This window comes from Streptomyces sp. NPDC059564, from assembly GCF_042735575.1.
Taxonomy (GTDB): Bacteria; Actinomycetota; Actinomycetes; order Streptomycetales; family Streptomycetaceae; genus Streptomyces.
The window spans coordinates 17269-37624 of sequence record NZ_JBHWBP010000017.1 but is presented as its reverse complement, the minus strand read 5'-3'; the positions used below and the strand labels follow the sequence as shown (position 1 = coordinate 37624).

General features: G+C 70.8%; 18 protein-coding genes and 2 pseudogenes. 11 read left to right on the top strand and 9 right to left on the bottom strand.

Annotation, left to right across the window (positions count from 1 at the left end; all coding sequences use genetic code 11):
- Nucleotides 1-16 precede the first annotated feature (16 nt).
- Both ACFV0Q_RS06130 and ACFV0Q_RS06125 read left to right on the top strand, forming a co-directional pair.
- Nucleotides 17-448: a VOC family protein gene (locus ACFV0Q_RS06130; RefSeq protein ID WP_385001146.1), complete on the top strand. Its 432-nt coding sequence runs from the start codon at nt 17-19 to the stop codon at nt 446-448.
- A gap of 64 nt (nt 449-512) precedes the next feature.
- A pseudogene (locus ACFV0Q_RS06125) lies at nt 513-701 on the top strand (short-chain dehydrogenase); the annotation flags it as partial.
- Nucleotides 702-720: 19 nt separating this feature from the next.
- Here ACFV0Q_RS06125 and ACFV0Q_RS06120 read toward each other — a convergent pair.
- The 7 genes from ACFV0Q_RS06120 to ACFV0Q_RS06090 all read right to left on the bottom strand — a co-directional run bounded on the left by ACFV0Q_RS06120 (nt 721) and on the right by ACFV0Q_RS06090 (nt 9878).
- On the bottom strand, nt 721-879 hold the full coding sequence (locus ACFV0Q_RS06120; protein WP_385001143.1) for a hypothetical protein: 159 nt from the start codon (nt 877-879) through the stop codon (nt 721-723).
- A gap of 551 nt (nt 880-1430) precedes the next feature.
- Nucleotides 1431-1889 (bottom strand): hypothetical protein, encoded by a 459-nt coding sequence (locus tag ACFV0Q_RS06115; protein ID WP_385001140.1) that lies wholly within the window; start codon nt 1887-1889, stop codon nt 1431-1433.
- Nucleotides 1890-2038: 149 nt separating this feature from the next.
- Nucleotides 2039-2404, bottom strand: coding sequence for a hypothetical protein (locus ACFV0Q_RS06110; protein WP_385001137.1), 366 nt, complete (start codon nt 2402-2404; stop codon nt 2039-2041).
- A 702-nt stretch (nt 2405-3106) separates the two neighbouring features.
- A complete protein-coding gene (locus ACFV0Q_RS06105; protein WP_385001134.1) occupies nt 3107-3568 on the bottom strand; it encodes a hypothetical protein in 462 nt (153 codons plus the stop codon).
- 321 nt (nt 3569-3889) lie between these two features.
- Nucleotides 3890-4144, bottom strand: a complete 255-nt coding sequence (locus ACFV0Q_RS06100; protein WP_385001131.1) for a hypothetical protein — start codon at nt 4142-4144, stop codon at nt 3890-3892.
- Nucleotides 4145-4279: 135 nt separating this feature from the next.
- Complete coding sequence (locus ACFV0Q_RS06095; protein ID WP_385001127.1) at nt 4280-9163, bottom strand: RICIN domain-containing protein; 4884 nt, start codon at nt 9161-9163, stop codon at nt 4280-4282.
- Nucleotides 9164-9497: 334 nt separating this feature from the next.
- A complete protein-coding gene (locus ACFV0Q_RS06090; RefSeq protein WP_385001125.1) occupies nt 9498-9878 on the bottom strand; it encodes a hypothetical protein in 381 nt (126 codons plus the stop codon).
- Between the two features lie 83 nt (nt 9879-9961).
- Between ACFV0Q_RS06090 and sigJ the strand changes: the two genes are divergently transcribed.
- The 7 genes and pseudogenes from sigJ to ACFV0Q_RS06055 all read left to right on the top strand — a co-directional run.
- On the top strand, nt 9962-10933 hold the full coding sequence (gene sigJ / locus ACFV0Q_RS06085) for an RNA polymerase sigma factor SigJ (RefSeq protein ID WP_385001122.1): 972 nt from the start codon (nt 9962-9964) through the stop codon (nt 10931-10933).
- A 166-nt stretch (nt 10934-11099) separates the two neighbouring features.
- Nucleotides 11100-11753, top strand: coding sequence for a DUF4360 domain-containing protein (locus tag ACFV0Q_RS06080; RefSeq protein WP_385001119.1), 654 nt, complete (start codon nt 11100-11102; stop codon nt 11751-11753).
- A 47-nt stretch (nt 11754-11800) separates the two neighbouring features.
- Nucleotides 11801-12454: a DUF4360 domain-containing protein gene (locus ACFV0Q_RS06075; RefSeq protein WP_385001176.1), complete on the top strand. Its 654-nt coding sequence runs from the start codon at nt 11801-11803 to the stop codon at nt 12452-12454.
- A 158-nt stretch (nt 12455-12612) separates the two neighbouring features.
- Complete coding sequence (locus ACFV0Q_RS06070; protein WP_385001116.1) at nt 12613-13395, top strand: 2-keto-4-pentenoate hydratase; 783 nt, start codon at nt 12613-12615, stop codon at nt 13393-13395.
- A gap of 157 nt (nt 13396-13552) precedes the next feature.
- Nucleotides 13553-14863, top strand: a complete 1311-nt coding sequence (locus ACFV0Q_RS06065) for a Rieske 2Fe-2S domain-containing protein (protein WP_385001173.1) — start codon at nt 13553-13555, stop codon at nt 14861-14863.
- Between the two features lie 91 nt (nt 14864-14954).
- Complete coding sequence (locus ACFV0Q_RS06060) at nt 14955-16217, top strand: Gfo/Idh/MocA family protein (protein WP_385001113.1); 1263 nt, start codon at nt 14955-14957, stop codon at nt 16215-16217.
- Between the two features lie 229 nt (nt 16218-16446).
- A pseudogene (locus ACFV0Q_RS06055) lies at nt 16447-16590 on the top strand (FAD-binding protein); the annotation flags it as partial.
- A gap of 81 nt (nt 16591-16671) precedes the next feature.
- Here ACFV0Q_RS06055 and ACFV0Q_RS06050 read toward each other — a convergent pair.
- A complete protein-coding gene (locus ACFV0Q_RS06050; RefSeq protein ID WP_385001111.1) occupies nt 16672-17337 on the bottom strand; it encodes an HAD family acid phosphatase in 666 nt (221 codons plus the stop codon).
- Between the two features lie 207 nt (nt 17338-17544).
- Nucleotides 17545-18441 (bottom strand): hypothetical protein, encoded by an 897-nt coding sequence (locus tag ACFV0Q_RS06045; RefSeq protein WP_385001109.1) that lies wholly within the window; start codon nt 18439-18441, stop codon nt 17545-17547.
- 86 nt (nt 18442-18527) lie between these two features.
- Between ACFV0Q_RS06045 and ACFV0Q_RS06040 the strand changes: the two genes are divergently transcribed.
- The gene (locus ACFV0Q_RS06040) at nt 18528-19346 is read left to right on the top strand and encodes a S1 family peptidase (protein WP_385001106.1); all 819 of its coding nucleotides are present in this window, start codon (nt 18528-18530) and stop codon (nt 19344-19346) included.
- 256 nt (nt 19347-19602) lie between these two features.
- Nucleotides 19603-20259, top strand: coding sequence for a response regulator (locus ACFV0Q_RS06035; protein ID WP_385001103.1), 657 nt, complete (start codon nt 19603-19605; stop codon nt 20257-20259).
- Nucleotides 20260-20356: the final 97 nt, after the last annotated feature.

Here is a 20356-nt window from a genome sequence, read left to right as displayed (position 1 = left end):
CTGTTATCGTGCGCCGATGTCAACGATCAAGCAGTTCCAAGTGACCTTCGACTGCGCGGAACCTGCGCGCCTCGCCGCCTTCTGGTGCGAGGTGCTGGGGTACGTCATACCGGCAGTCCCGGAGGGCTTTGCCACGTGGGAGGAGTACCACCACTCGCTGCCGCCCGAGGACGAGGTCTACTTCGCGTGCGCTGATCCCTCGGGTGTGGGCCCGCGCGTGCTCTTCCAGCGAGTTCCCGAAGGCAAGGTCGTCAAGAACCGGGTGCATCTTGATGTGCGGGTCGGCACGGGGCTCGTGGGTGACGAGCGCCTGGCCACACTCGAGGCCGAATGCGCACGGCTGATGGCGCTCGGCGCGAAACACGTGCTGACGCAGCGCGCCGATGGCGTCAACGAGTCGTGCGTCACGATGCAGGACATCGAGGGCAACGAGTTCTGCCTCGCCTGATTCTCCTCCGAGACTGCGAGGTTGTGCGGTCGTGCGATGCCGAGCATGGCGTGTCGGACCCCGTTCGGCGGGGGTCACGGGCCGCGTCTTCTAGGCGGAGGGCGGCCGCATCACGGTCATGGAAGGCTGGCACCCGGGCCCCACGGCCCACCGCGCGTCCCGCTGGACCCCGACGGAAGCGGGCGAAGCGGCGGCCAAACTCCTCGTGGCCTCGGAAACACCGGGGGCGGTGTACGGGGCGGCGCAGGGCTGAGGGCTGTCCCGAATCGGGGCTACGCCTCGCAGGCGTACTGCTCGGCGAGGTTGTCGGCGGCCTCCACGACCACGGTGCGGGAGGCCGTGGTGAGGGCCGCGTCGTCCCAGTTCCGCGCCACGACGACGCCGGGGGCGACCTCCAGCGCGACGGTGACGTACTCGGCGTCCGCCTTCATCTCCCTCGGGCACCCGGAGGGCAGCTGGACCTCGCTCTGCCGGGGGGCCCACCCACCCCGAACGGCCGTCGGGAAGCTTGGTGGCACCCTTGGCCGGGCTGTTCAGGGCGTTGGCGGGACGGACGGCGAGGGTGTACTGGAGCGGGCCTTCGGTGGCCCTTTCCGGGACCCGGATGACGAAGCAGGTGGTGGAGAAGACGGGGTCCGCCCCGGACTTGCCGGTCTTGTGCTCGTCGACGGTGACCCGGCCGCCCGTGCCGTCGGACAGCAGCCCCGCGGTCTTCTCGGTGAGCATGCCGAGGCACAGGTTCCGTCCACGCGGTTCCTTCTGCGGGCTGGGCCACAGCTGGATGGCGGCGACGACTGCCACCGCGACCACGAGCACGGCCGGCAGCACCAAGTACTTCCTGTTCATCAGTACCGCTCGCCCATCTTCATGTCGGCGTCCTTTACGCGGCCGTGCCGACGACGATCGAGCGCTGGATGGCGTCACCCGCGACGGGGATGGCCGTCAGGGGCGCGCCGATGATGTGGTAATTCATCATCTTGTTCTAGCTGTTGGCGTCCTTCTGCGCCTGGCCGAGGTCGTAGATGACGTCCCCCCGCGTGCCGTCGAGGTGGCCGAGCACCTCCGAGGACTGTTTGACCCAGGCGTGCAGCTCCGGGTCCTCCTTGCGGTACGAGTCTGCAGGGAAGCGGTCGAGGCCGTCGGCGATCACCGCGGTCTGCGAGGCGTGGATGACGCCGAAGGCCTGCGGGTCCTCGGCGGTGGAGCGGATGATCCGGGTCAGGGCCCCGCGGTCGATGTCGAGACCGTTGAAGTCGGTGCGCCCGTCCATGTTCTTGCCGAGGATCTGGTGCACGTCGGAGCCGTAGTCGCCGATCATCTCGCCCATGGCCATGCGCAGGGTGACGGGCACGGCGCTCTGGTTCTTCTTCGTCTCTTCGGCGTACTCGCCCATCATGTGCTCGAAGATCGCGGTCTCGGCGCCGTCGTGGTGGGTGCCCACGGGGTGCAGCGGGCCGCCCGGCTGACGGCCGATGGCCGCGGCTTCGACGGCAGCCGCGAACTAGGCGCGGGCCGAGGTCCGCTGGAGGTCCTCGGGCATCTTGTCCTGGACGTTGCCGCCCGGCCAGTCCCGGTCCTCCAGGAAGTACTTCAGGTTGTCCGTCGTGTGGGGATCGAAGTAGTGGGTGGCCGCGGACGGTTGCGGCTCATCGCGTTCATCAGACCCTTCATCGGGTCCTCCTGCGTGCCCTGCCAGTTCTTCATGACCCCGTCGTAGGCGTCCTTGCCGCGGGTCTCCCACTCGCGGAGTCCGTCGCCGACCGCCTTCAGGAATGCCTCGCTGTAGACCGGGTCGTTCTTGTCCTTCCGGAACGGACTGTCCTTGGGGTCCTTCGGGTCGTACGGCTTGTCCCCGGCGTCGGCGGCCATCAGATCTGTGAGGGCCTTCCAGCCCGTCGCCCCGCCCGCTAGCTGCCCCGGGTGCTGGTTTGGCAGGCTGTTGCCGTTGCGGGCCATCGTGATGAGCCGGTCGGTCCAGGCCGAGGTGGCCCCGCCCGGCGAGCCGATCGGCGAGTCGGGTCCGGTGGCGGTGGCCAGGCTCCCGGACAGGGCCTTGTAGAGACGGGCGTCGGTGGCGGAGACCTGGCCGTCGCGACCGCCATGCTCCAGGCTTCTGGCGAGCAGCAGCAGCGCTTCCTGGTCCTCGCGGCCGTTGTAGCTGAGTCCTGCATCAGCTCGGCAGAGAACGTCGGCGAGTTCTGGCCGCCCTCGACGAGGCTGATGAGCCGCTCGCGTTCCTTGTCGTCGAGGTACTCCCAGCGGGCGTAGAGCTTGGCGGCCTCGCGGCCGTTCTCCGTCTGCTGCTTCTCCTCGGCGCGCAGCTTCCGGGCGTCGGCGACACCATTGATGTCAGTGCTGCCGAAGTCGTTGGGATGGTTCTTGACCAACGCGCGCAGCCCCCAGGCACACAGCTCGTCCGCCTCGGCGGCCCGTTGCAGGATGCCTTCGATCTTGCCGCGCAGTGCCTCGAACTGTGCCTCGGTGGCGACCGGTTCCGTACTCCTTGGACCGGCGGTCGGGGTGGACGCGGTGGCTGAGCACGCCGTTCTTGAGCTGCGTCAGCTTGGCGATCATCTCGGTCCACTGGGTGATAGCGGTGTCCATCGGGCCGAGCTTCGCATTCAGGAGTTGCTCGAACGGGGGCATGGATGCGGCCCCTTACCGGAAGAGCTGGCTGATCTTGGACGCGGACACGGCACCCTCGCTGCCCGGCGCGACGGGCCCGACGATGCGCAGCCGGGCCCCGATCCAGTCGTCGTTGGCCTTGTTGGACTTCTTCGTGTAGTCGAGGTGGTTGGAGATGTGCGCGCATGCCTGGAGGAGGGTCTTCACCTGCGTCTCCCAGGTCTTGTTCACCCCCGAGAGCGCGGCACCGGTATCGAAGCCGTCACCCTTGAGGCTGCTGCCGGCGCTCTCGCTCGCCGCGCTCGCGTGCTTCCCCGCGGGCTGCAGGCCGTTGAAGAGGCCGTTGGCGGCATGGCCGATCGTGCCGAGGTCGTCGTCCTCGACCACGTAGTCGGCCGACCCCGCCGCCGGCGCCGAACCGCCCGTACTGTCGGCCTGGTTCAGCCTCATGGTGACGGCCGCCATCTCCGCGGCCCACTCTTCCTCGAACGACATTGCCGGCACCCCCGTACTGCTGGCCGAAAACCTGCCCGGCCCGCCACGCTAGCCACCGGGGCAGCAACCGGCCACAGCTGCCCGATCATCCGTACGGGATCCTTATGGCGGGCGTGGACGTGGTGCTTCATAGCCATCGGAGGCGGAGCACGCTGGTCGGCATCGGGACTGTGAATTCGCCGTGGGCGGTTTCCGGCCCGCTCGCGAGGAATGCGTGCCACCGCCAGCCATGCACGAGCTCGTTGGGCGGTGGCCCCTACTGGCGAGGCCACACTCACGTTTACGACTGGGCGTGCAAGATTTCGCCCGGCGGCATGATTGCTACCGATTGAGCCATGGCGAGAGGAGGGCGGAAAACTCTTGATCGGAAATCTGGACACCTCCCCAACCGAACCTCTCCCATGCTTGCGCCTGTTGCAGGACGGGCAGCGGAATATTGAAGGCGAGATGGAATGAAGCGATAAAAGAGATGACGCCGAATGCTGGACCCAACCTATCCTTGGAGAGCAGTGCGAGGTCGACGACGTTCTTTCCGTCGGCATGGGCTGTCTGCAATTCGCCTGCAACTTCCTCCATTTTGTCCATTTTGGGGCCCAGTTTTCCCTTCTTTGTGTTATCTGGAAACCTCGCGGCGTCAGGGTGGGCCCCAACTTTCGCGTGAGACCCACCCTGACGTACTTATGTCGATTCGCAGTCGCGCGAGCTAATTCTCTAGCGGAAGATCACGCCGACATGAGTATACTCCCCCGGCATGCCTCGGAGCTCGGTGAACTCCACCTTTGAAAAGCCTGCTCTCCCGGACATCTTGCCTGTGAATGTGTAGGCCCGTGCCGCCTCCTCGAGTGAGACGTGACTTCGTACGGCTTCGTTGAAGGAGTTCAAGTTGTCGCTGAGCGTTCCTCCGTTCTGCCAGTAGGCCTTGACTCCCTTTACCTTGTCGCCGAAGTGGGCAAGAGCGGCGTTGAACATTTCGCCACCCTTCGGTGTGTCCGGACCGCTATTGATGACAAATGAGACGATGCCCTCGGTGTCGATGTCGGCGACGATTCCAAGACCGCTTGGTGCTACGTCAATGTATGGCGGGCAATTGACGTTATGGACTAGTACGGGAGACTCGCCTGCGAGCACATAGAAAGTGTGAAGGTCGGCGACACTCAAGTCCCAGACCCTCTGTGGTGCGGTCAGCGGGCTGATGCCGACCACAGCATCCACGGCACCGGTCGCCGTAAGGAGCGGATCTCTCATATGCAGGTCGGAGGCCTTGACCCAGCCCCGGCCCTGGACGTACATCCGGTGTCCCGGGGTGGTGGCGATCCGTCCGCCATTGGCAAGGGCGATCTGAAGGAGCCGGTCTGCCGGGTGTGAATGGGTCGCCGTGACCGGTGCCGAGCGGGTGATATCGCCATTCGGGTCAGTGGCAAGCACTTGGTCGCCAACGCTGATCGTGTCGATCGGCTTCGACGTGCCACCAGCCAGCAGCACGCGCGTGCCGGCGGGGAAGCTGTCCGTTAGGCACGTTGCCCTTAGCCTCTGAAATTGTGTCTTGCTGATGCCAGCAATTGCTTCTTCAGACAGGCCGACGGAACGCAGGGCCCTATAGGCGTCAGCGAATCCTATGCCAGTTCTCGCGGCGGCATCGGCCGCCCTGACGGCGTCCGCGATGGGCCGGAGGATCTGGCCCGAGAACAGGAGGGCGACGTCCACGGCTGCCCAGGCGCATCCGCCCCAGCTTCCGCTCTCACCGCCAGGAGCGAGTTTCTGGACGCACTTGATCCAGCTCCCGAAGAGGATGTCCACCGGGTCGATGCCCGCCTGGTACTCGGCGATCGTGATGTTGTGCGTGACTTCTTGGGCCAGCTCGTCTGTCGCGCGCTGACCCAGATACACCGTCGCGCTGGCGGGGCACGTGGACTTCGACGGTTCCAAGACCTTTGCGGTGCACGAGTACAGGTCGAGGAACGCCTTGTACCGGATCTTCACGGTCAGCGTGCAGTCGCCCCTGTAAAAGAGCGCGTCGATCAAGCCGTCGCATCCGGCCGTCTTCTTGAGGGTCTCGGGTTTGCCGATCCGCTCGGTGTGGTCGATGACGTAGAACATGTTGCCGATGGACCCGCCGGATCCGTCAGGGACGGTTCCGGTGTTGATCTGCTTCGCCTTGGCGGCCTTCTCAGCCCTGTCGGCGGATTCTTGGGCTTCCTTGGCGTACTTGTCGGCGTCCTTTGCCGCCTGTTCGGCTTCGGAGGCGGCGGTTGCGGCGCGGTCGGCTGCCGTGCGGGCGGCCTTGGCGTCCTGTTCGGCCTGAGCTGCCGCATTGCGGGCGGCCGTGGCGTCGAGGGCCGCCTGGTCGGCGGAGGTGCGGGCGTCCTTGGCATGGGCTTCGGACCGGACTGCCGCCTGGTCCGCGGCTACGGCGTCCGCTGCCGCCTGGCGATCGAATTCCGTGGTGCGGGCCAGGGAGGCTGCCGCGAGAGAGGCCGTCGTGGCGGCTTCGGCCGAGTAGCCGAGGGCCTCCTTGGCGTAGCCGCGGGCATCGGCGGCGTACCCGGTCGCGTTGGCGGAGTGCTGGTACGCGGCCTTGGTGTCCTGCTGAGCCCGGTCGGCGAGGACCTTGGCGTTGGCGGCCTCATCCTGGGCGTTCTTGGCGTGTGCCTCGGCGATGGCCTTCTGCTGCTCGGCGATCGTCTTCGATGCCTGACCGGTCAGCACGATCAGGGTCGCGGTCGAGTCGGTGGTGACGTACGGGGAGCCGAGCTGGATGGCGTCATTCGCCGGATCGGCGACCTGAGATGCCGACTTGCCGGCATCGGCTGCCGCCTGCGCGGTGACGTAGGCGTAGCCGGCCGCCTTCGCCGAGGCGGCCACCGCCTTGAGGGCTTCCCGGCTCGCGAGGTCGGCCTGGGTCTTGGCCGTCTTGGCCTTGCCCTCCGCCTCGTCGGCCAGGGCGACGGCGCTCCGTGCTTCGGAGGCGGCGTGCTGGGAGGCGGCGATGGCGTCGGCGGCGGCGCTGGTCGCGGTCTTCACCGCGGCGTCCGCCCTCAGCTTCGCCGCCTGAGCGTCGTCCGCGTCGGCGCGGGAGCGCTTGGCGGCCGCGTCGGCGCGCGTGGCCGCGGCGTCCGCTTCCTCGGCCGCCTTCGTCGCGGCGTTCGCCTCGCCCCGTGCCTTGCCTGCGGCCGTCTCGGCGTCCTTTGCGTGCTGATCGGCCTCATCGGCTGCCGTGCGCGCCGCGTTCGCCTCCGAGCCCGTGTCGAGCGAAGCCGCGTAGGCGGCCTTGGCGTCGGCCTTGGCGCGTTCGGCGTCGGCCCTCTGTTCCGCGTCCCAGGCGTCGTCCCGCTTGGCCTTGGCGTTGTCGCGCGCCTTGACCGCGCCGTTCCTACGGTCTACCGCGGTGGCCTCGGCCGCTTCGGCCTTGGTTCTGGCGTCCTGTGCCTTCGTGGCCTCGGCCTGTGCGTTCTCCCGGTGCTTCGCCGCCTCACCCTGCTTGGCGGCAGCTGTTCCCTTCTCCTTCTTCGCCGTGGCCTCCTCGGCCTCGGCTGCCAGCCGCTTCGCGTGCGCGTCGGCGGCCGCGACCTTGGCGTCGCTCTCCGCCTTCACCGCGTCGCCGAGCTTGGCCTTCGCCGTTTCCGCGTCCTTCTTCGCGTTGTCCCGGTGCGACTTGGCCGCGTCCGCGGAGGCCTTCGCCTGCAGCTCGGCCGTGTGCGCGGCCTCCCTGCGGAACTCGGCCTTGGCCTGGGCGGCCTGGGCCAGGGCACGCTGAGCGATGGTCTCGCTGTCCGCGCCGGAGGCGCGCGTGGCGGCCTCGGCGGTCTCTCCCGCCTTCACCATCGCTTCCAGCGCGGCCACGGCACCCTGGGTGACCTGTGCCTTCTGCTGACCCACCAGCAGACCACGGCCCGGTGGCGCCCCATTGGCGTCCGCGATCGTGTAGGCGGACTGCGCCGCCGCGTCGGACGTCGCGGCGGCCTTCTTCGCCGCCGCTGCCTGCGCCTTGAGGACGTCGAGCTGCTTCTTCGCACCCGCTTGCGCCCCAGTGACAGCCGCCTTGGCCTTCGCGAAGTCGGCCTGCGGCGGTATGGCGCCATGGCCCGACGGCTTGATGTCGAACTGCTGCGGGCCGGTGCCGTTGCAGTCCCACAGCCAGGAGTCGTACCCGGGCTCGTAGGTGTGCAGGTCCAGGCACTTGCCCGTGCCGACGTTCATCAGGCTCGTCGTGGCCCGTAGGTTGTACTCCCAGGTCTGCGCCGGGGAGCTGTTGCACGTCCAGATCTGGATCCGCGTACCGTTGGCCGCATCGTTGTTCGACACGTCCAGGCACTTCTGGGAGACAACGCTCCGCAGGTGCAGACCGTGGTCGTCAGCCCAGACCTGCCACTGCTGCGCGGAGGTCCCGTTGCACCAGTACACCTGGACCGGCGAGCCGTCATTGGTGCCGCTGTTCTCGACGTCGAGGCACTTGCCGCCGGCCGCGTGTACTTCGATCACGGCAGGCTTGTCACCGACCGCGCCCACTCCGCCGGGGGACCAGTAGTCCTGCCAGCGTGCCGCGTGGTCGGCGACCCATGAGTGACCCAGCATGTCTCCCAGGGCCTTCGCCCCCGAGGCGAGCGCCTTGGTCGCATCCGAGTTCGCCGTCAGGATCTGGTTGCGCTGTGCCTGCTGGGAGGCGATCTCCTGCTGCCACTCGCCCGAGGCGGTGGCGGAGATGTCGTCCAGCACCCTGTTCGGGTCGATCGGATCACGCCACGCGCAGCCCGCGAACCGGGACTTCAGGTCCTCGACCGCGATGCGGTACTCCGCCGTCCCCGGCTGCGGCGCCGTCCGGGGGAACCCTCCGGAGGCCATGAACATGCGGGCGTTGTCCGCGCCCATCGGCTCCGGAGCCCACTCCGTCAGGTGCTTGAACGCCTCGCGCTCCGCGAGGTCGCGGTTCCAGTCACCCCCGGGAGCATGGGGGTCGGGGTCCTTTCCGTAGAGGGGGAACCCCAGGTACTTGACCATTCCGGCGGCCTGGCCGTACGCCTTCGGCGTGGGGTCCTGGTAGAAGCCGCCTTCCTCGGTCCAGAACCGGTCCGAGATCCACTTGCTCAGACCCGTCTGGGTGTAGAAATCCTGCTTGCCGTCACCCGGCGAGCCCGGAGGCCAGTGGAAGTCGGAGTTGTTGATGCCACCCGGGGTCGTGAGCCCCTCCAGAGGCTTCTGCCAGCCCGCCCGCTGCGCCTGGAGCGCCTCCAACGAGCTCCTCGCGGCGTCCCGGTCCTTCTGGTACGCGGTCGCGAGCGGGGTCTGCTCCCAGTGTTTGCGGTCCGCCAGCGTGTGGAGCTTGTCCTGCGGTTGGTTGAGTGCGTCCTGGGCGGTCTGCGTCATGGACGGACCGCCCAGGCGCAGTACATCGGTCATCAGGCACTGGTCCTGGCGCCACTGCTCCGCGCTGGTGTCGTAGAGCCAGTCGTAGGAGTCCGCGGCCGGATCGGCGCGCTGTCCGGTATCGCGGTCGAGCAGTCCGGGCTGGACGGCCAGACCGCCGAGGACGGCCAGCGCGACGACAGACGTGATAACTGGAGTGAAGATTGCTGATCTTCGCGATCTACGGGTTAACAAGCCCGTCCTTGGGCGCAAGAGAGCACTCCTTCATGGCGAACGAAGGCAGGCGGGGAGTACTCCGGTTGAGGAGGCGCGCCATTCAGCTGCCGCCCCAAAATGGGCAGCAGACAGCGCCGATCGATGCGACGTTCCTGATGAGCCGACATCGGTACATGATGAACTCGTCCCCCGCAGCGGCACCGTTTCCCCCCCGGCCGCTGTTGACATGCGAGGCGGCAAACCGGGTCAGGGCCGCCGTCTACGCGGTGATCACCTTACCGACGGTATCTCGATGCGGCGTATGGATTTCGAGCCAACGTTTCGGTCCGCAACCGTACGGAGATGCTGTGGCTCACGGGGTGGGGGACGGGCGGCGGGACAGGGCCAGGAGGCTGAGGCCGAACATCAGGACGCCCAGGGGGACGTGGAGCGCCGGCTTGTGGGCGATGCCGAGGACCACCTGGACCGAGGCGAGTACGAGGAAGCCGGACGCGTACAGGATGGGGCGGGGCGAGCCGCCGCCCGGGCGCCAGGCCAGGATCGCGGCGAGTACGTACAGCATCGACGCGCCGTACATCACGCGCGCTCCGATGCCGTGCAGCAGCTCGCCGTAGGACGAGGACAGGAGCAGTCCGGCGGTGGCCGCCTGGAAGAAGATGGCCAGGGTTTGGAGGGCGGTCGCGACCTGGAGGAACGTCGGTCTGCTCGCTATCGGGGGCGTCTGGGTGCTCATGGAGCGGTCCTCTCTTCTGCCTCGCGGCGGTGATCGGTAGTGTCCTGATCACCCGACGACGCAGCCCCGCGAAATGTGAGGCCATGAACACCCCATCCGAGTTGGACGCGAGTGCGGTCGCCGGCGAGCGGCGGCAGCTGGTCAACGTCGCCTACCGGCTGCTCGGTTCGCTGGCCGAGGCCGAGGACGCCGTGCAGGAGGCCTACGCCCGCTGGTACGCGCTGTCGCGGCCGCAGCAGGAGGCCATCGCCTCACCCGGTGCCTGGCTGACGACGGTGGCCGGCCGCATCTGCCTGGACGTGCTCGGCTCGGCGCGGGCCCGGCGCGAGCGGTACGTCGGCACGTGGATACCCGAGCCGCTGCCCGACCACTCGGAGTGGAGCAGCGTGCGGGCGGGCGATCCCGCCGACCGGATCACCCTGGACGAGTCCGTGAACATGGCCTTCCTCGTCGTACTGGAGTCCATGACTCCGGCCGAACGCGTGGCCTTCGTCCTGCACGACGTCTTCCGCTACCCCTTCGCCGAGGTCGCCGAGATCGTCGGCCGCACCCCCGCGGCCTGCCGCCAGCTGGCCTCCACCGGCCGTCGGCGCGTCACCGCCGCGCGGACCCCGGCGGCGCCGGCGCCCGCGCAGGCCGGTCTGGTGCGGCACTTCAAGGAGGCCTGGGAGGCCAAGGACATCGAGGCCCTCGTCGGTCTCCTCGACCCCGACGCCACCATGAACGCCGACGGCGGCGGCCTGGTCGGCACCGTCCTGCGCCCGGTCGAAGGCGCCGAGGCCATCGCCGCGTACCTGATCCACATCGCCGCCAAGGCCCCGGGACTGACGCTCCTGGAGCGGACGGTCAACGGCCTCCCCGGCCTCGTCGCCCAGCACACCGGCGTCCCCGTCACCGTGGCCGCGTTCGAGGTCACCGGCGGCCGCATCAGCCGCATCTGGGCGGTCCGCAACCCGGAGAAGCTCCGCGCGTGGCCCGCGGCGCGGCGGGGTTCGGGACATCCTGCGCCCGGTGGAAGCCAACCCGCGGAGGGGCCGGCGGGGGAGCGGGGCTGATGGGCAGCGGTCGGCGGGGGTTGCGGACTCGCGGGTTCCGGCCAGGGGGCGGGAGCAGGGCCCGGGCCTGAGGCCCTTGTCCGGTACGCGTCCCTGCCCGCCCCCTCCGCCTGTGGTGGCATGTGCATGACCAACCCCACCACCCCCTACGGACGGAGAACCGGACATGCGCTTACGCAGACTCACCTTCGGGGCCGCCGCCATCGCCCTGGCGGCCGTCGCCGCTCCCGCCCCCGCCCAGGCCGACACCCCGACCGTGCCGCCGCCCGGGCGCGTCACCGTCGAGGTGGCCGGCGCCAACGGCTCCGGCTGCCCCCAGGGCACCGCCGACGTCGCCGCCGCCTCCGACAACACCGCCTTCACCGTCACCTACAGCAGCTACCTCGCCCAGACCGGCGCCGGCTCCGGCGGCACCGAGTTCCGCAAGAACTGCCAGCTGGCCCTGCGGATCCACGTCCCCCAGGGCTACACGTACGCCATCGCCCGCGCCGACTACCGCGGCTTCGCCCACCTCCAGCGTGGCGCCTACGGCCAGGAACGCGCCGGGTACTACTTCCAGGGCTCCGCGCAGACCACCCGCACCACCCACCAGGTCAACGGCCCCTACACCGACAACTGGCAGGCCAGCGACCAGACCGGCTACACCGACCTGGTCTGGGCCCCCTGCGGCGAGGACCGCAACCTCAACGTCAACACCGAACTGCGCGTCTACGGCGGCACGTCCAGCCCCCAGACCCTCAGCTTCATGAGCATGGACTCCACCGACGGCAGCGTCAGCACCGTCTACCACTTCGAATGGAAGGAATGTCCCGCCGCCTGACCGTGCACCGCGCGCATGCAGAAGGAGTGACAACGATGTCTCATTCCCTGTCCCGCACCCTGCTCGTCGGCGGCGCGGCCGCCGCCCTGATCGCCACCGCCGCCCCGGCGCAGGCCGCGGCCCCGCAGATCACCGTCCCGCCCGACAAGATCGTCATCGAACTCGCCACGGTCAACGGCTCCGGCTGCCGCGAGGGCACCGCCCAGGTCGCCGTCGCCCCCGACAACACCGCCTTCACCGTCACCTACAGCGAGTACATGGCCCAGGTCGGCCCCGGCGCCCCGCCGACCGGCTTCCGCAAGAACTGCCAGCTCAACCTCCGCGTCCACGTGCCGAACGGCTTCACCTACGCCATCGTCCAGGCCGACTACCGCGGATTCGCGTCCCTCCACCCCGGTGCGACCGGCGTGGAACGGGCCAACTACTACTTCCAGGGCATGCCGCAGACCACGCAGCGCACCCACACGTTCAGCGGCCCCCTCGACGACAACTGGCAGTCGTCCGACAAGACCGAGTACGCCGACCTCGTCTGGGCCCCGTGCGGCGAGAAGCGCAACTTCAACATCAATACGGAGCTCCGGGTCAACGCGGGCACGTCCGGCCCGAACACCACCAACTTCATGGCGATGGACTCCACCGACGCGAGCGTGAACACCCTCTACCACCTCGCCTGGGAGGTCTGCCCGGCCCCGAGGAAGTAGCGGCCCCGCAGCCGGGCGAAACCCCACACACGGGCCGGGACCTGAAAAGGTCCCGGCCCGCACTGTTTCCCGCTCAGCGGGAGCGCGGCCTCCCGTACCCCACCACCCCCCGCCTACCGTCTGCGGCACCACACACCACCGCAGCCGGGAGGACCACCATGCTGAACGACCGGCTCCGGCACGAGGCCGCCGGGCTGCTGCGTGCGGCGGAGCTGGCGCGGACGCCCGTACGGCCGCTGGCCGGGCTGTTCGAGGGGGTCGACGCCGAGGACGCGTACGAGATCCAGCTCCTCAACATCCGGCGGCGCTGCGCCGACGGCGCCCGCGTCACCGGCCACAAGGTCGGCCTGTCGTCACCCGTCATGCAGGCCATGACGGGCGTCGGCGAACCCGACTACGGGCACCTCCTCGACACCATGGAGCTGCGCCAGGACACCCCCGTCCCGGCCGCCGCGTACTGCGCGCCCCGCATCGAGGCCAAGGTCGGCTTCGTCCTCGGCGCCGACCTGCCCGGCGAGGGCTGCACCGAGGCCGACGTCCTCGCCGCCACCGCCCGCGTGGTCCCGGCCCTGGAGCTGATCGACAGTCGCATCGCGGACTGGCGCATCACCATCGCCGACACCATCGCCGACAACGCCTCCTCCGCCGGCTACGTCATCGGCCCGGGCCGCGACCCCCGCGAGCTCGACCTCAAGGCCGTCGAGGCCCGCCTCACCAGCGGCGGCGACACCCTCGCCACCGGCCGCGCCGACGCCGTACTCGGCGACCCCGCCACCGCCGTCGCCTGGCCGGCCCGCACCGTCGCCCGCTTCGGCGTCCGGCTGCGCGCCGGCCACCTGGTCCTGCCCGGGTCCTGCACCCGCGCCGTGGACGTGGCCGCCGGGCGGACGTACACCGCCGACTTCACCGGGCTCGGCCCGGTGTCCCGCTCCTTCCGCTGAGGTATCCGTGACCGTCACCACGCGCAAAGCCACCGCCGCCATCGTCGGCTCCGGCAACATCGGGACCGACCTGCTCTACAAGCTCCAGCGTTCCCCGTACGTCGAGCCGTCTTCCCCGCACCGCTCCCACCCCCCGACGAAGTGGAGGGCCCCACCCATGACCCCGACGACCCCGGCGCAGCACGGTCCCCGCGTCATCGAGGCGGCCGCCCCACCCGACCGGTTCGCCCGCGGCCGGCACTGCCTCGGCCTCGCCGCCGACTTCGCGGGGGCCACCCCGCACGAGGTGGAGGCCTTCGGGACCCGGCTCGTCGTCTTCCGCGGAGCCGGCGACGGCGCCCTCCACGCCCTGAACGCCTACTGCCCCCACGTGGGCGGCAACCTCGCCCACGGCACCGTCAAGGGCGACACCGTCGCCTGCCCCTTCCACGACTGGCGCTGGTCCGGCGACGGCCGCTGCGCCGCCGTCCCCTACGCCCGCCGCGTCCCGCCCCGCGCCCGCACCCGCGCCTGGACCACCCTGGAGCGCAACGGCCAGCTCTACGTCTGGCACGACCCCGAGGGCAACCCGCCGCCCGCCGACGTCACCATCCCCGAGATCGCGGGCTTCGGCCACGCCGACTGGAGCGGCTGGAGCTGGAACTCGCTGCGCGTCGAGAACGCCAACTGCCGCGAGATCGTCGACAACGTCGTGGACATGGCGCACTTCTACTACGTGCACTACGCCTTCCCGCACCACTTCAAGAACGTCTTCGACGGGCACGTCGCCACCCAGTACATGGAGTCCACCCCGCGCGGCGACGTCGACCTCGGCACCCTCTCCACCGGCGGCGGCCTGCGCTCCGACGCCTCGTACCACGGCCCCTCGTACATGATCGACCGGCTGTGGAGCGACGTCGGCGGCGGCCAGGAGTCCCTCGCCGCCGACGTCTTCACCCCGGCGCCCGCGCGGTCCGCGCGGTCCGGCCCCGCCGGGTCCGGCTCCGCGCGGTCCGGCCCCGCCGGGGCGGGCTCGGGTGCTGCCGCGCTGGCGCCCCTGGACCGGCCCGGGTCCGTCGGACCGCGCCCTGCCGGGCCGCGCTCCGCGCCGCCCCCGGCGGGGGTGGACTCCGCAGGGGCCGCCCCTGCCGGGGCGGCCTCCGCCGCGGCGCCCTCAGCCGCCGGGCCCCCGGTCGTGCCGGAGCCCGCCGGAGCCCCCGCCGTCGCCGACGTGGAGCTGGACGGCCGCTTGTACCGGCTGGCATGGGACCGCGGGACCCCGCTCCTCGACGCCCTGCTCGCCGCAGGCGTCCCCGCCCCGTACTCCTGCCGCGAGGGCGCCTGCGCCGCCTGCTGCTGCCGGGTCCTGGACGGCGAGGTCACGATGATCCGCAACGAGGTCCTGGACGACACCGACCTGGCCGAGGGCCACGTACTGGCCTGCCAGGCCCTCCCGCTCGGCCCCGCGGTGCGGATCACGTACGGGTGAAGGGGTGTCGGGCGGGACGCGCGGCCGCTAGCTTCTCCGGGGAAAGCGCTTGCTGCGCGCGGCAATCGGTTCGGGAAGCGGGGCTGGGCCCATGTCCGACACCATCACGCTCGCCGTCGTCGGGGCGGGGGACCGGGGGAGCCGCCACGCCGGATGGGCCCTGGCCCATCCGGAGCGGGCCAGGGTGGTCGCGGTCGCCGAACCGCGCGCGCCCCGGCGGGAGCGGCTCGCCGCCGCCCACGGCATCGACGCCCCCCACGTTCTCGGCGACTGGCGGGAGCTGGCCGCCCTCGGGCGGATCGCGGACGCGGTGCTCGTCTGCACCCTGGACCGCGACCACCTGGAGCCGGTCCTCGCGTTCGCCGCGCTCGGCTACCACATCATGCTGGAGAAGCCGATGGCCCTCACGGAGGACGAGTGCCGGCGCATCGTCGACGCCGTCGAGCGGGCGGGCGTCATCCTCTCCGTCGGGCACGTCCTGCGCTACACGCCCTACACGCGGACCCTCAAGGACGTCGTCGACTCCGGCCGCATCGGCGACGTCGTGAGCGTCCAGCACCTGGAGCCGGTCGGCTTCTGGCACCAGGCCCACTCGTTCGTCCGGGGCAACTGGCGGCGCGCCGACGAGGCGACGACCATGCTGATGGCCAAGTCCTGCCACGACCTGGACTGGCTCCAGTACGTGCTGGGGCGCCCGCCCGTACGGGTCTCCAGCTTCGGCCGGCTCTCCCACTTCCGGTCCGAGAACAGGCCGCCGGGCGCGGCCGACCGCTGCCTGGACTGCGCGGTCGAGCCGGACTGCCCGTACTCCGCCGTACGCGAGTACGGCGACCGGCTGGCCGACGGCCGCCACCGCTGGCCGCTGAGCGTGCTGATCGAGGAGTTCACCCCGCGGGCCCTGGAGACCGCGCTGCGGGAGGGGCCGTACGGGCGGTGCGTGTACGCGTGCGACAACGACGTCGTCGACCACCAGGTGGTGGCCATGGAGTTCGACTCCGGGGCGACGGCCACCTTCACCATGACCGCCTTCACCGAGCAGGCGGACCGCCACACCCGGATCTTCGGAACGCGCGGCGAACTGCGGGGCGACGGCCGCAGCATCACGGTCTACGACTTCCTGTCCCGCGCCGGGGAGCAGGTCGCCATCGGCGGGGGCGGGCCGATGGACGCCTCGGGCGGGCACGGCGGTGGCGACTCCGGCCTCATGGACGCCTTCGTCGCCGCCGTCGCCACCGGCGACCCGGGCCTGGTCAGGTCCGGCCCGCGGGAGTCGCTCACCAGCCACCTGACCGTCCTGGCCGCCGAACGGGCCCGCTGCTGCGGCACGGTGGAGCCCGTCGGGCCGCCGGTCTAGGAGGCGGGGGCTACCGCACCCGGGGGCCAAACGAAGCGGGCCCGGCCCCCTGGCGAGGGGTCGGGTCCGGGTCTTCGTTTCGTGCGATGGGATATGACTACCCGCTACATCCACTCGCTGAACCGCAGCCAGCCCAACATGTTGTCCATCGCCCGCGCGGGCACCGCCGGTTCCGGCTTCCGCGGGGCGGCCGCGGCCGGACGTGCCGCCCGGCCGGTAGGCGGTCCCCGTGCACCCGGGCGACATCGGCACCAAGGGCGGCCTGGTCACCGACGGGGACGGCCGGGTGCTGCGCGAGGACTCCATGCCGGTCGAGGGCCTGTACGCCTCGGGCAACTGCTCGGCGGCGGTGATGGGCGGGACCTACCCGGGGCCGGGCGCGACCATCGGCCCCGCGATGGCGTTCGCCTGGGCGGCGGTGAACGCCATCGCGCGGGGCCGCGGGCGCGGAGGGTCAGGACAGCTTGCCGTCGTAGTCCGGGAGCTTGACGGTGCGTTCGGCGTGGCCGCCGACGAGGTCGCTCTCGTTGTTGCCGATGTTGGCGATGATCGTGTAGCCGCGGCCCTCGATCTCGGCGCGCTTGGCCGTCTTGTAGGCGCTGACCTGCCCGAAGAGGTCGGGCAGGTCACGGACGTAGAGCCCGGACACCGGGTAGCCGACGGACTTCAGGTTGCGCTCGGTGAGGGAGTACACGATGCCGGGGCGGGCCGTGACGAAGAAGATCGCGACGCCGCGGTCGTTGGCGTACCGGGTCAGCTCGCGGACCTTGGAGATCGCGGGGGTCGGGAAGGTCCAGAACCAGTGGAAGTCCGTCTCCAGCGAGGAGTTGTCGATGTCGAGGACGATCGCCGGCTTCTCCCCGGCGGGGGAGGCGGCGATGCGCTGCTCGATGGCGGGGCGCACGCCGTCGATGACGGTGGCCACGTCGCGCTGCCAGGTCGCGTAGTCGATGCCGAGGATCGCGGCGTTGCCGCCGGGGGCGGAGGCGGCCGGCGCCGCGGCGGGCGCGGGAGCCGGTGCGGCGGGGGCGGCCTCGGCGGCGGTGGCCGGAAGCAGGGTCATGACGGTGGCGGCGACGGCTGCCGCGGCGGCGGTGCGGGCGCGGTGGGCTGCGAGCATGTGGGGGCGCTCCTCGGTCATGCATTGACATGTACGCGATCAGGCTGGGGGAGTGCCGCGCTCATGTCTACTGGCCGGTAGGAAACTTTTCGTGGCCGCGCGGTGAATGGTCCGGTGGCCGGATCCGTTCGCCCGTTTTTGCCCGGTGCGGGGGTGCGGGCGGGGGTGCGGTCGGGGCGTCCTCGTGGCGCGGCCGACGCCCCCTCGTCACGTGTCGCACTCCAGCACCGTGCGGCACAGCCCGCACCGCACCCGCAGCACCCCGCCGCCCGCAGGCACTCGCAGCCACTGCCCGCACACCGGGCACGGGAAGCTCACCCGCAGCTCCCCGTCGCCGTCCCGCCCGAACCGGTACGCCGCCCCGCGCGCCGGAGCCGCCCCCGCCCGGCGGGCCCGGGCGTAGCGGCGCCGCTGTGCCCTGGCCGCGGCGGCCAGGGGGGCCCGGAGCTCCTCCCGGCCGGCCAGCGCGTGTCCGCGTACGTAGGCCTCGTAGGCCTGGGGGCTGGTGAACCAGGGCGCCGGGTCCTCCCCGAAGAAGCGGGCGCGGCGGGCCAGGACGTAGCCGAACTCCTCCGGGGTGAGGTAGCCGAGCTTCTGATGGGTCAGCGCGTCCTCGCGGTAGGCGTCGAGCAGCAGCCATCCGGAGCCGAGGAAGGCGGCGGCCGTGTCGGTGAGGATCTCGTTGTCGGCGGTGGCCGGGAAGCCGAGGTCCAGGCGGTGCAGCAGCACGTGCGTCACCTCGTGGGCCAGCGCGGCCGCCAGATCGCGGCGGTGGACGCGGAAGCGGTCGTTGACCTCGACGAAGTACTCCGGCCCGGCGGCCAGTTCGACGGTGGCGGCGTCCTGCATCGGCCGGAAGGAGACCACCATCCGCGCGTCGGGCAGCCGCAGCGCGCGCACCACCGCCGAGGCCACCCGGTGGGCGCCGAGGTGCAGGTCCTCGGCGGGACCGAAGGCCGCCTCGGCCGGCGTGATGCTCGCGGCGTAGGCCCGGATCCCGTCGGCGGTCAGGCGGCGGAAGAGCGCCGTGAGCGAGGCCCGGACCGTCTCCAGATGCGGAAATCCGTGCTCGACCGGGCTGGTGCGCCCGTGGTTGTCCCTCATGCCGCCCCCTGGACCGGAAGTTGTCCGAAAACGCCTTCTTGAAGCCCGCCGCTCGGCGGATGTGTCATGGACTCGTCATTCACCCGATGGCGCGCACAGCCCAACCCCCCACGAAAGGCAGTGTGTTGACCGTGGCCACTCTCGGAAGAATCCTCAAGCGCACCCTCGCCGCAGGTGCCGTGGCCCTCGCGGCCGTCAGCCTCCAGCCCACCGGAGCCAGCGCCGCACCCACCCCCGTCGTCGGCGGCACCCGTGCCGCGCAGGGCGAGTTCCCCTTCATGGTCCGCCTCTCCATGGGCTGCGGCGGAGCCCTCTACACCCAGCAGATCGTGCTCACCGCCGCCCACTGCGTGGACGGCTCCGGCAACAACACCTCCATCACCGCCACCGGCGGAGTCGTCGACCTCAACAGCTCCAGCGCCGTCAAGGTCAAGTCCACCAAGGTCCTCCAGGCGCCGGGCTACAACGGCAAGGGCCGCGACTGGGCGCTGATCAAGCTCGCCAAGCCCATCAACCAGCCCACCCTCAAGATCGCCGACACCAAGGCCTACGACAACGGCACCTTCACCGTCGCCGGCTGGGGCGCCACCCGCGAGGGCGGCGGCCAGCAGCGCTACCTCATGAAGGCCACCGTCCCCTTCGTCTCCGACGCCTCCTGCCAGAGCGCCTACGGCTCCGACCTCGTCCCCGGTGAGGAGATCTGCGCCGGCTTCAGCCAGGGCGGCGTCGACACCTGTCAGGGCGACTCGGGCGGCCCGATGTTCCGCCGCGACAGCGCCAACGCCTGGATCCAGGTCGGCATCGTCAGCTGGGGCGAGGGCTGTGCCCGCGCCGGCTACCCCGGCGTCTACACCGAGGTCTCCACCTTCGCCAACGACATCCGCAACGCGGCGGCCGGCCTCTAGCCCCGGCCCCCACCTCCGCGCCTGCACCTGCACCTGCGTCCCGTCCTTCCGGCCCCGTCCGCGGTGGCCGGAAGGACGAGGCGCGATGCCCCGAACGTACGTAAAGTCGGCCGAGCCGCCCGCGAGGCGCGGGCAGCGGCGGGCCGGGCCGCACCCTCCCGGCGGCCCGCCGTGCGGTTGCGGGCCGCAGCGCACGCGGGTCCCATGGGAAGACTCCACAGGCGGCGGCAGCGGGCGACAGCGGGGAAGGCAGCGCATGGCGATCAGAGTGGTCATCGCGGACGACCAGGAGATGGTCAGAACCGGATTCCGGATGATCCTCGAAAGCCAGCCGGACATCGAGGTCGTCGCCGACGTCGTCGACGGCGAAGCGGCGCTGGCCGCGGTCGCCGCGCACCGCCCCGACGTCCTCCTCCTCGACATCCGCATGCCCAAGCTCGACGGGCTGGAAGTCACCCGCCGCCTCTCCGGCCGCGACGGCCCGCGCATCGTCATCGTCACCACCTTCGACCTCGACGAATACGTCCACGCGGCACTCCACGGCGGCGCGTCCGGCTTCCTCCTGAAAGACGCGAGCCCGGCCATGCTGGTTGAAGCCGTCCGCGCGGCCGCCGTCGGCGACTCCCTCGTCTCCCCGGCCATCACCGTGCGGCTGCTGCGCGAGATGGCCCCGCGCATCCCCGCCGCCCAGGCCGCCCGCCGCCCCGCCGAGCCCCTCACGGAACGGGAGCGGGACGTCGTACGCTGCCTCGCGCGCGGGATGACCAACGCGGAGATCGCCGCCGAGCTGTACGTCTCCCTGTCCACGGTGAAGACCCACCTGGCCAACGTCCAGGCCAAACTCGACGCCCGCAACCGCGTGGAAATCGCCGCCTGGGCCTGGGAAAGCGGCCTGGCCACGAACCCGGCATGACCACGAGCCCGGCATGACCACGAGCCCGGCCCGTACGGCGGTCTGCGCGACGCCCCGGGCGGCCGCACGCGCGGGCCGGCGGGACCACGGCGGCCGG

Coding starts and splice junctions, on each gene's coding strand:
- ACFV0Q_RS06130 (WP_385001146.1), top strand. CDS start 17: ATGTCAACGATCAAGCAGTTCCAAGTGACCTTCGACTGCGCGGAACCT.
- ACFV0Q_RS06120 (WP_385001143.1), bottom strand. CDS start 879: ATGAAGGCGGACGCCGAGTACGTCACCGTCGCGCTGGAGGTCGCCCCC.
- ACFV0Q_RS06110 (WP_385001137.1), bottom strand. CDS start 2,404: ATGGCCCGCAACGGCAACAGCCTGCCAAACCAGCACCCGGGGCAGCTA.
- ACFV0Q_RS06105 (WP_385001134.1), bottom strand. CDS start 3,568: ATGTCGTTCGAGGAAGAGTGGGCCGCGGAGATGGCGGCCGTCACCATG.
- ACFV0Q_RS06100 (WP_385001131.1), bottom strand. CDS start 4,144: ATGGAGGAAGTTGCAGGCGAATTGCAGACAGCCCATGCCGACGGAAAG.
- ACFV0Q_RS06090 (WP_385001125.1), bottom strand. CDS start 9,878: ATGAGCACCCAGACGCCCCCGATAGCGAGCAGACCGACGTTCCTCCAG.
- sigJ (WP_385001122.1), top strand. CDS start 9,962: ATGAACACCCCATCCGAGTTGGACGCGAGTGCGGTCGCCGGCGAGCGG.
- ACFV0Q_RS06080 (WP_385001119.1), top strand. CDS start 11,100: ATGCGCTTACGCAGACTCACCTTCGGGGCCGCCGCCATCGCCCTGGCG.
- ACFV0Q_RS06070 (WP_385001116.1), top strand. CDS start 12,613: ATGCTGAACGACCGGCTCCGGCACGAGGCCGCCGGGCTGCTGCGTGCG.
- ACFV0Q_RS06065 (WP_385001173.1), top strand. CDS start 13,553: ATGACCCCGACGACCCCGGCGCAGCACGGTCCCCGCGTCATCGAGGCG.
- ACFV0Q_RS06060 (WP_385001113.1), top strand. CDS start 14,955: ATGTCCGACACCATCACGCTCGCCGTCGTCGGGGCGGGGGACCGGGGG.
- ACFV0Q_RS06050 (WP_385001111.1), bottom strand. CDS start 17,337: ATGCTCGCAGCCCACCGCGCCCGCACCGCCGCCGCGGCAGCCGTCGCC.
- ACFV0Q_RS06045 (WP_385001109.1), bottom strand. CDS start 18,441: ATGAGGGACAACCACGGGCGCACCAGCCCGGTCGAGCACGGATTTCCG.
- ACFV0Q_RS06040 (WP_385001106.1), top strand. CDS start 18,528: ATGGCGCGCACAGCCCAACCCCCCACGAAAGGCAGTGTGTTGACCGTG.
- ACFV0Q_RS06035 (WP_385001103.1), top strand. CDS start 19,603: ATGGCGATCAGAGTGGTCATCGCGGACGACCAGGAGATGGTCAGAACC.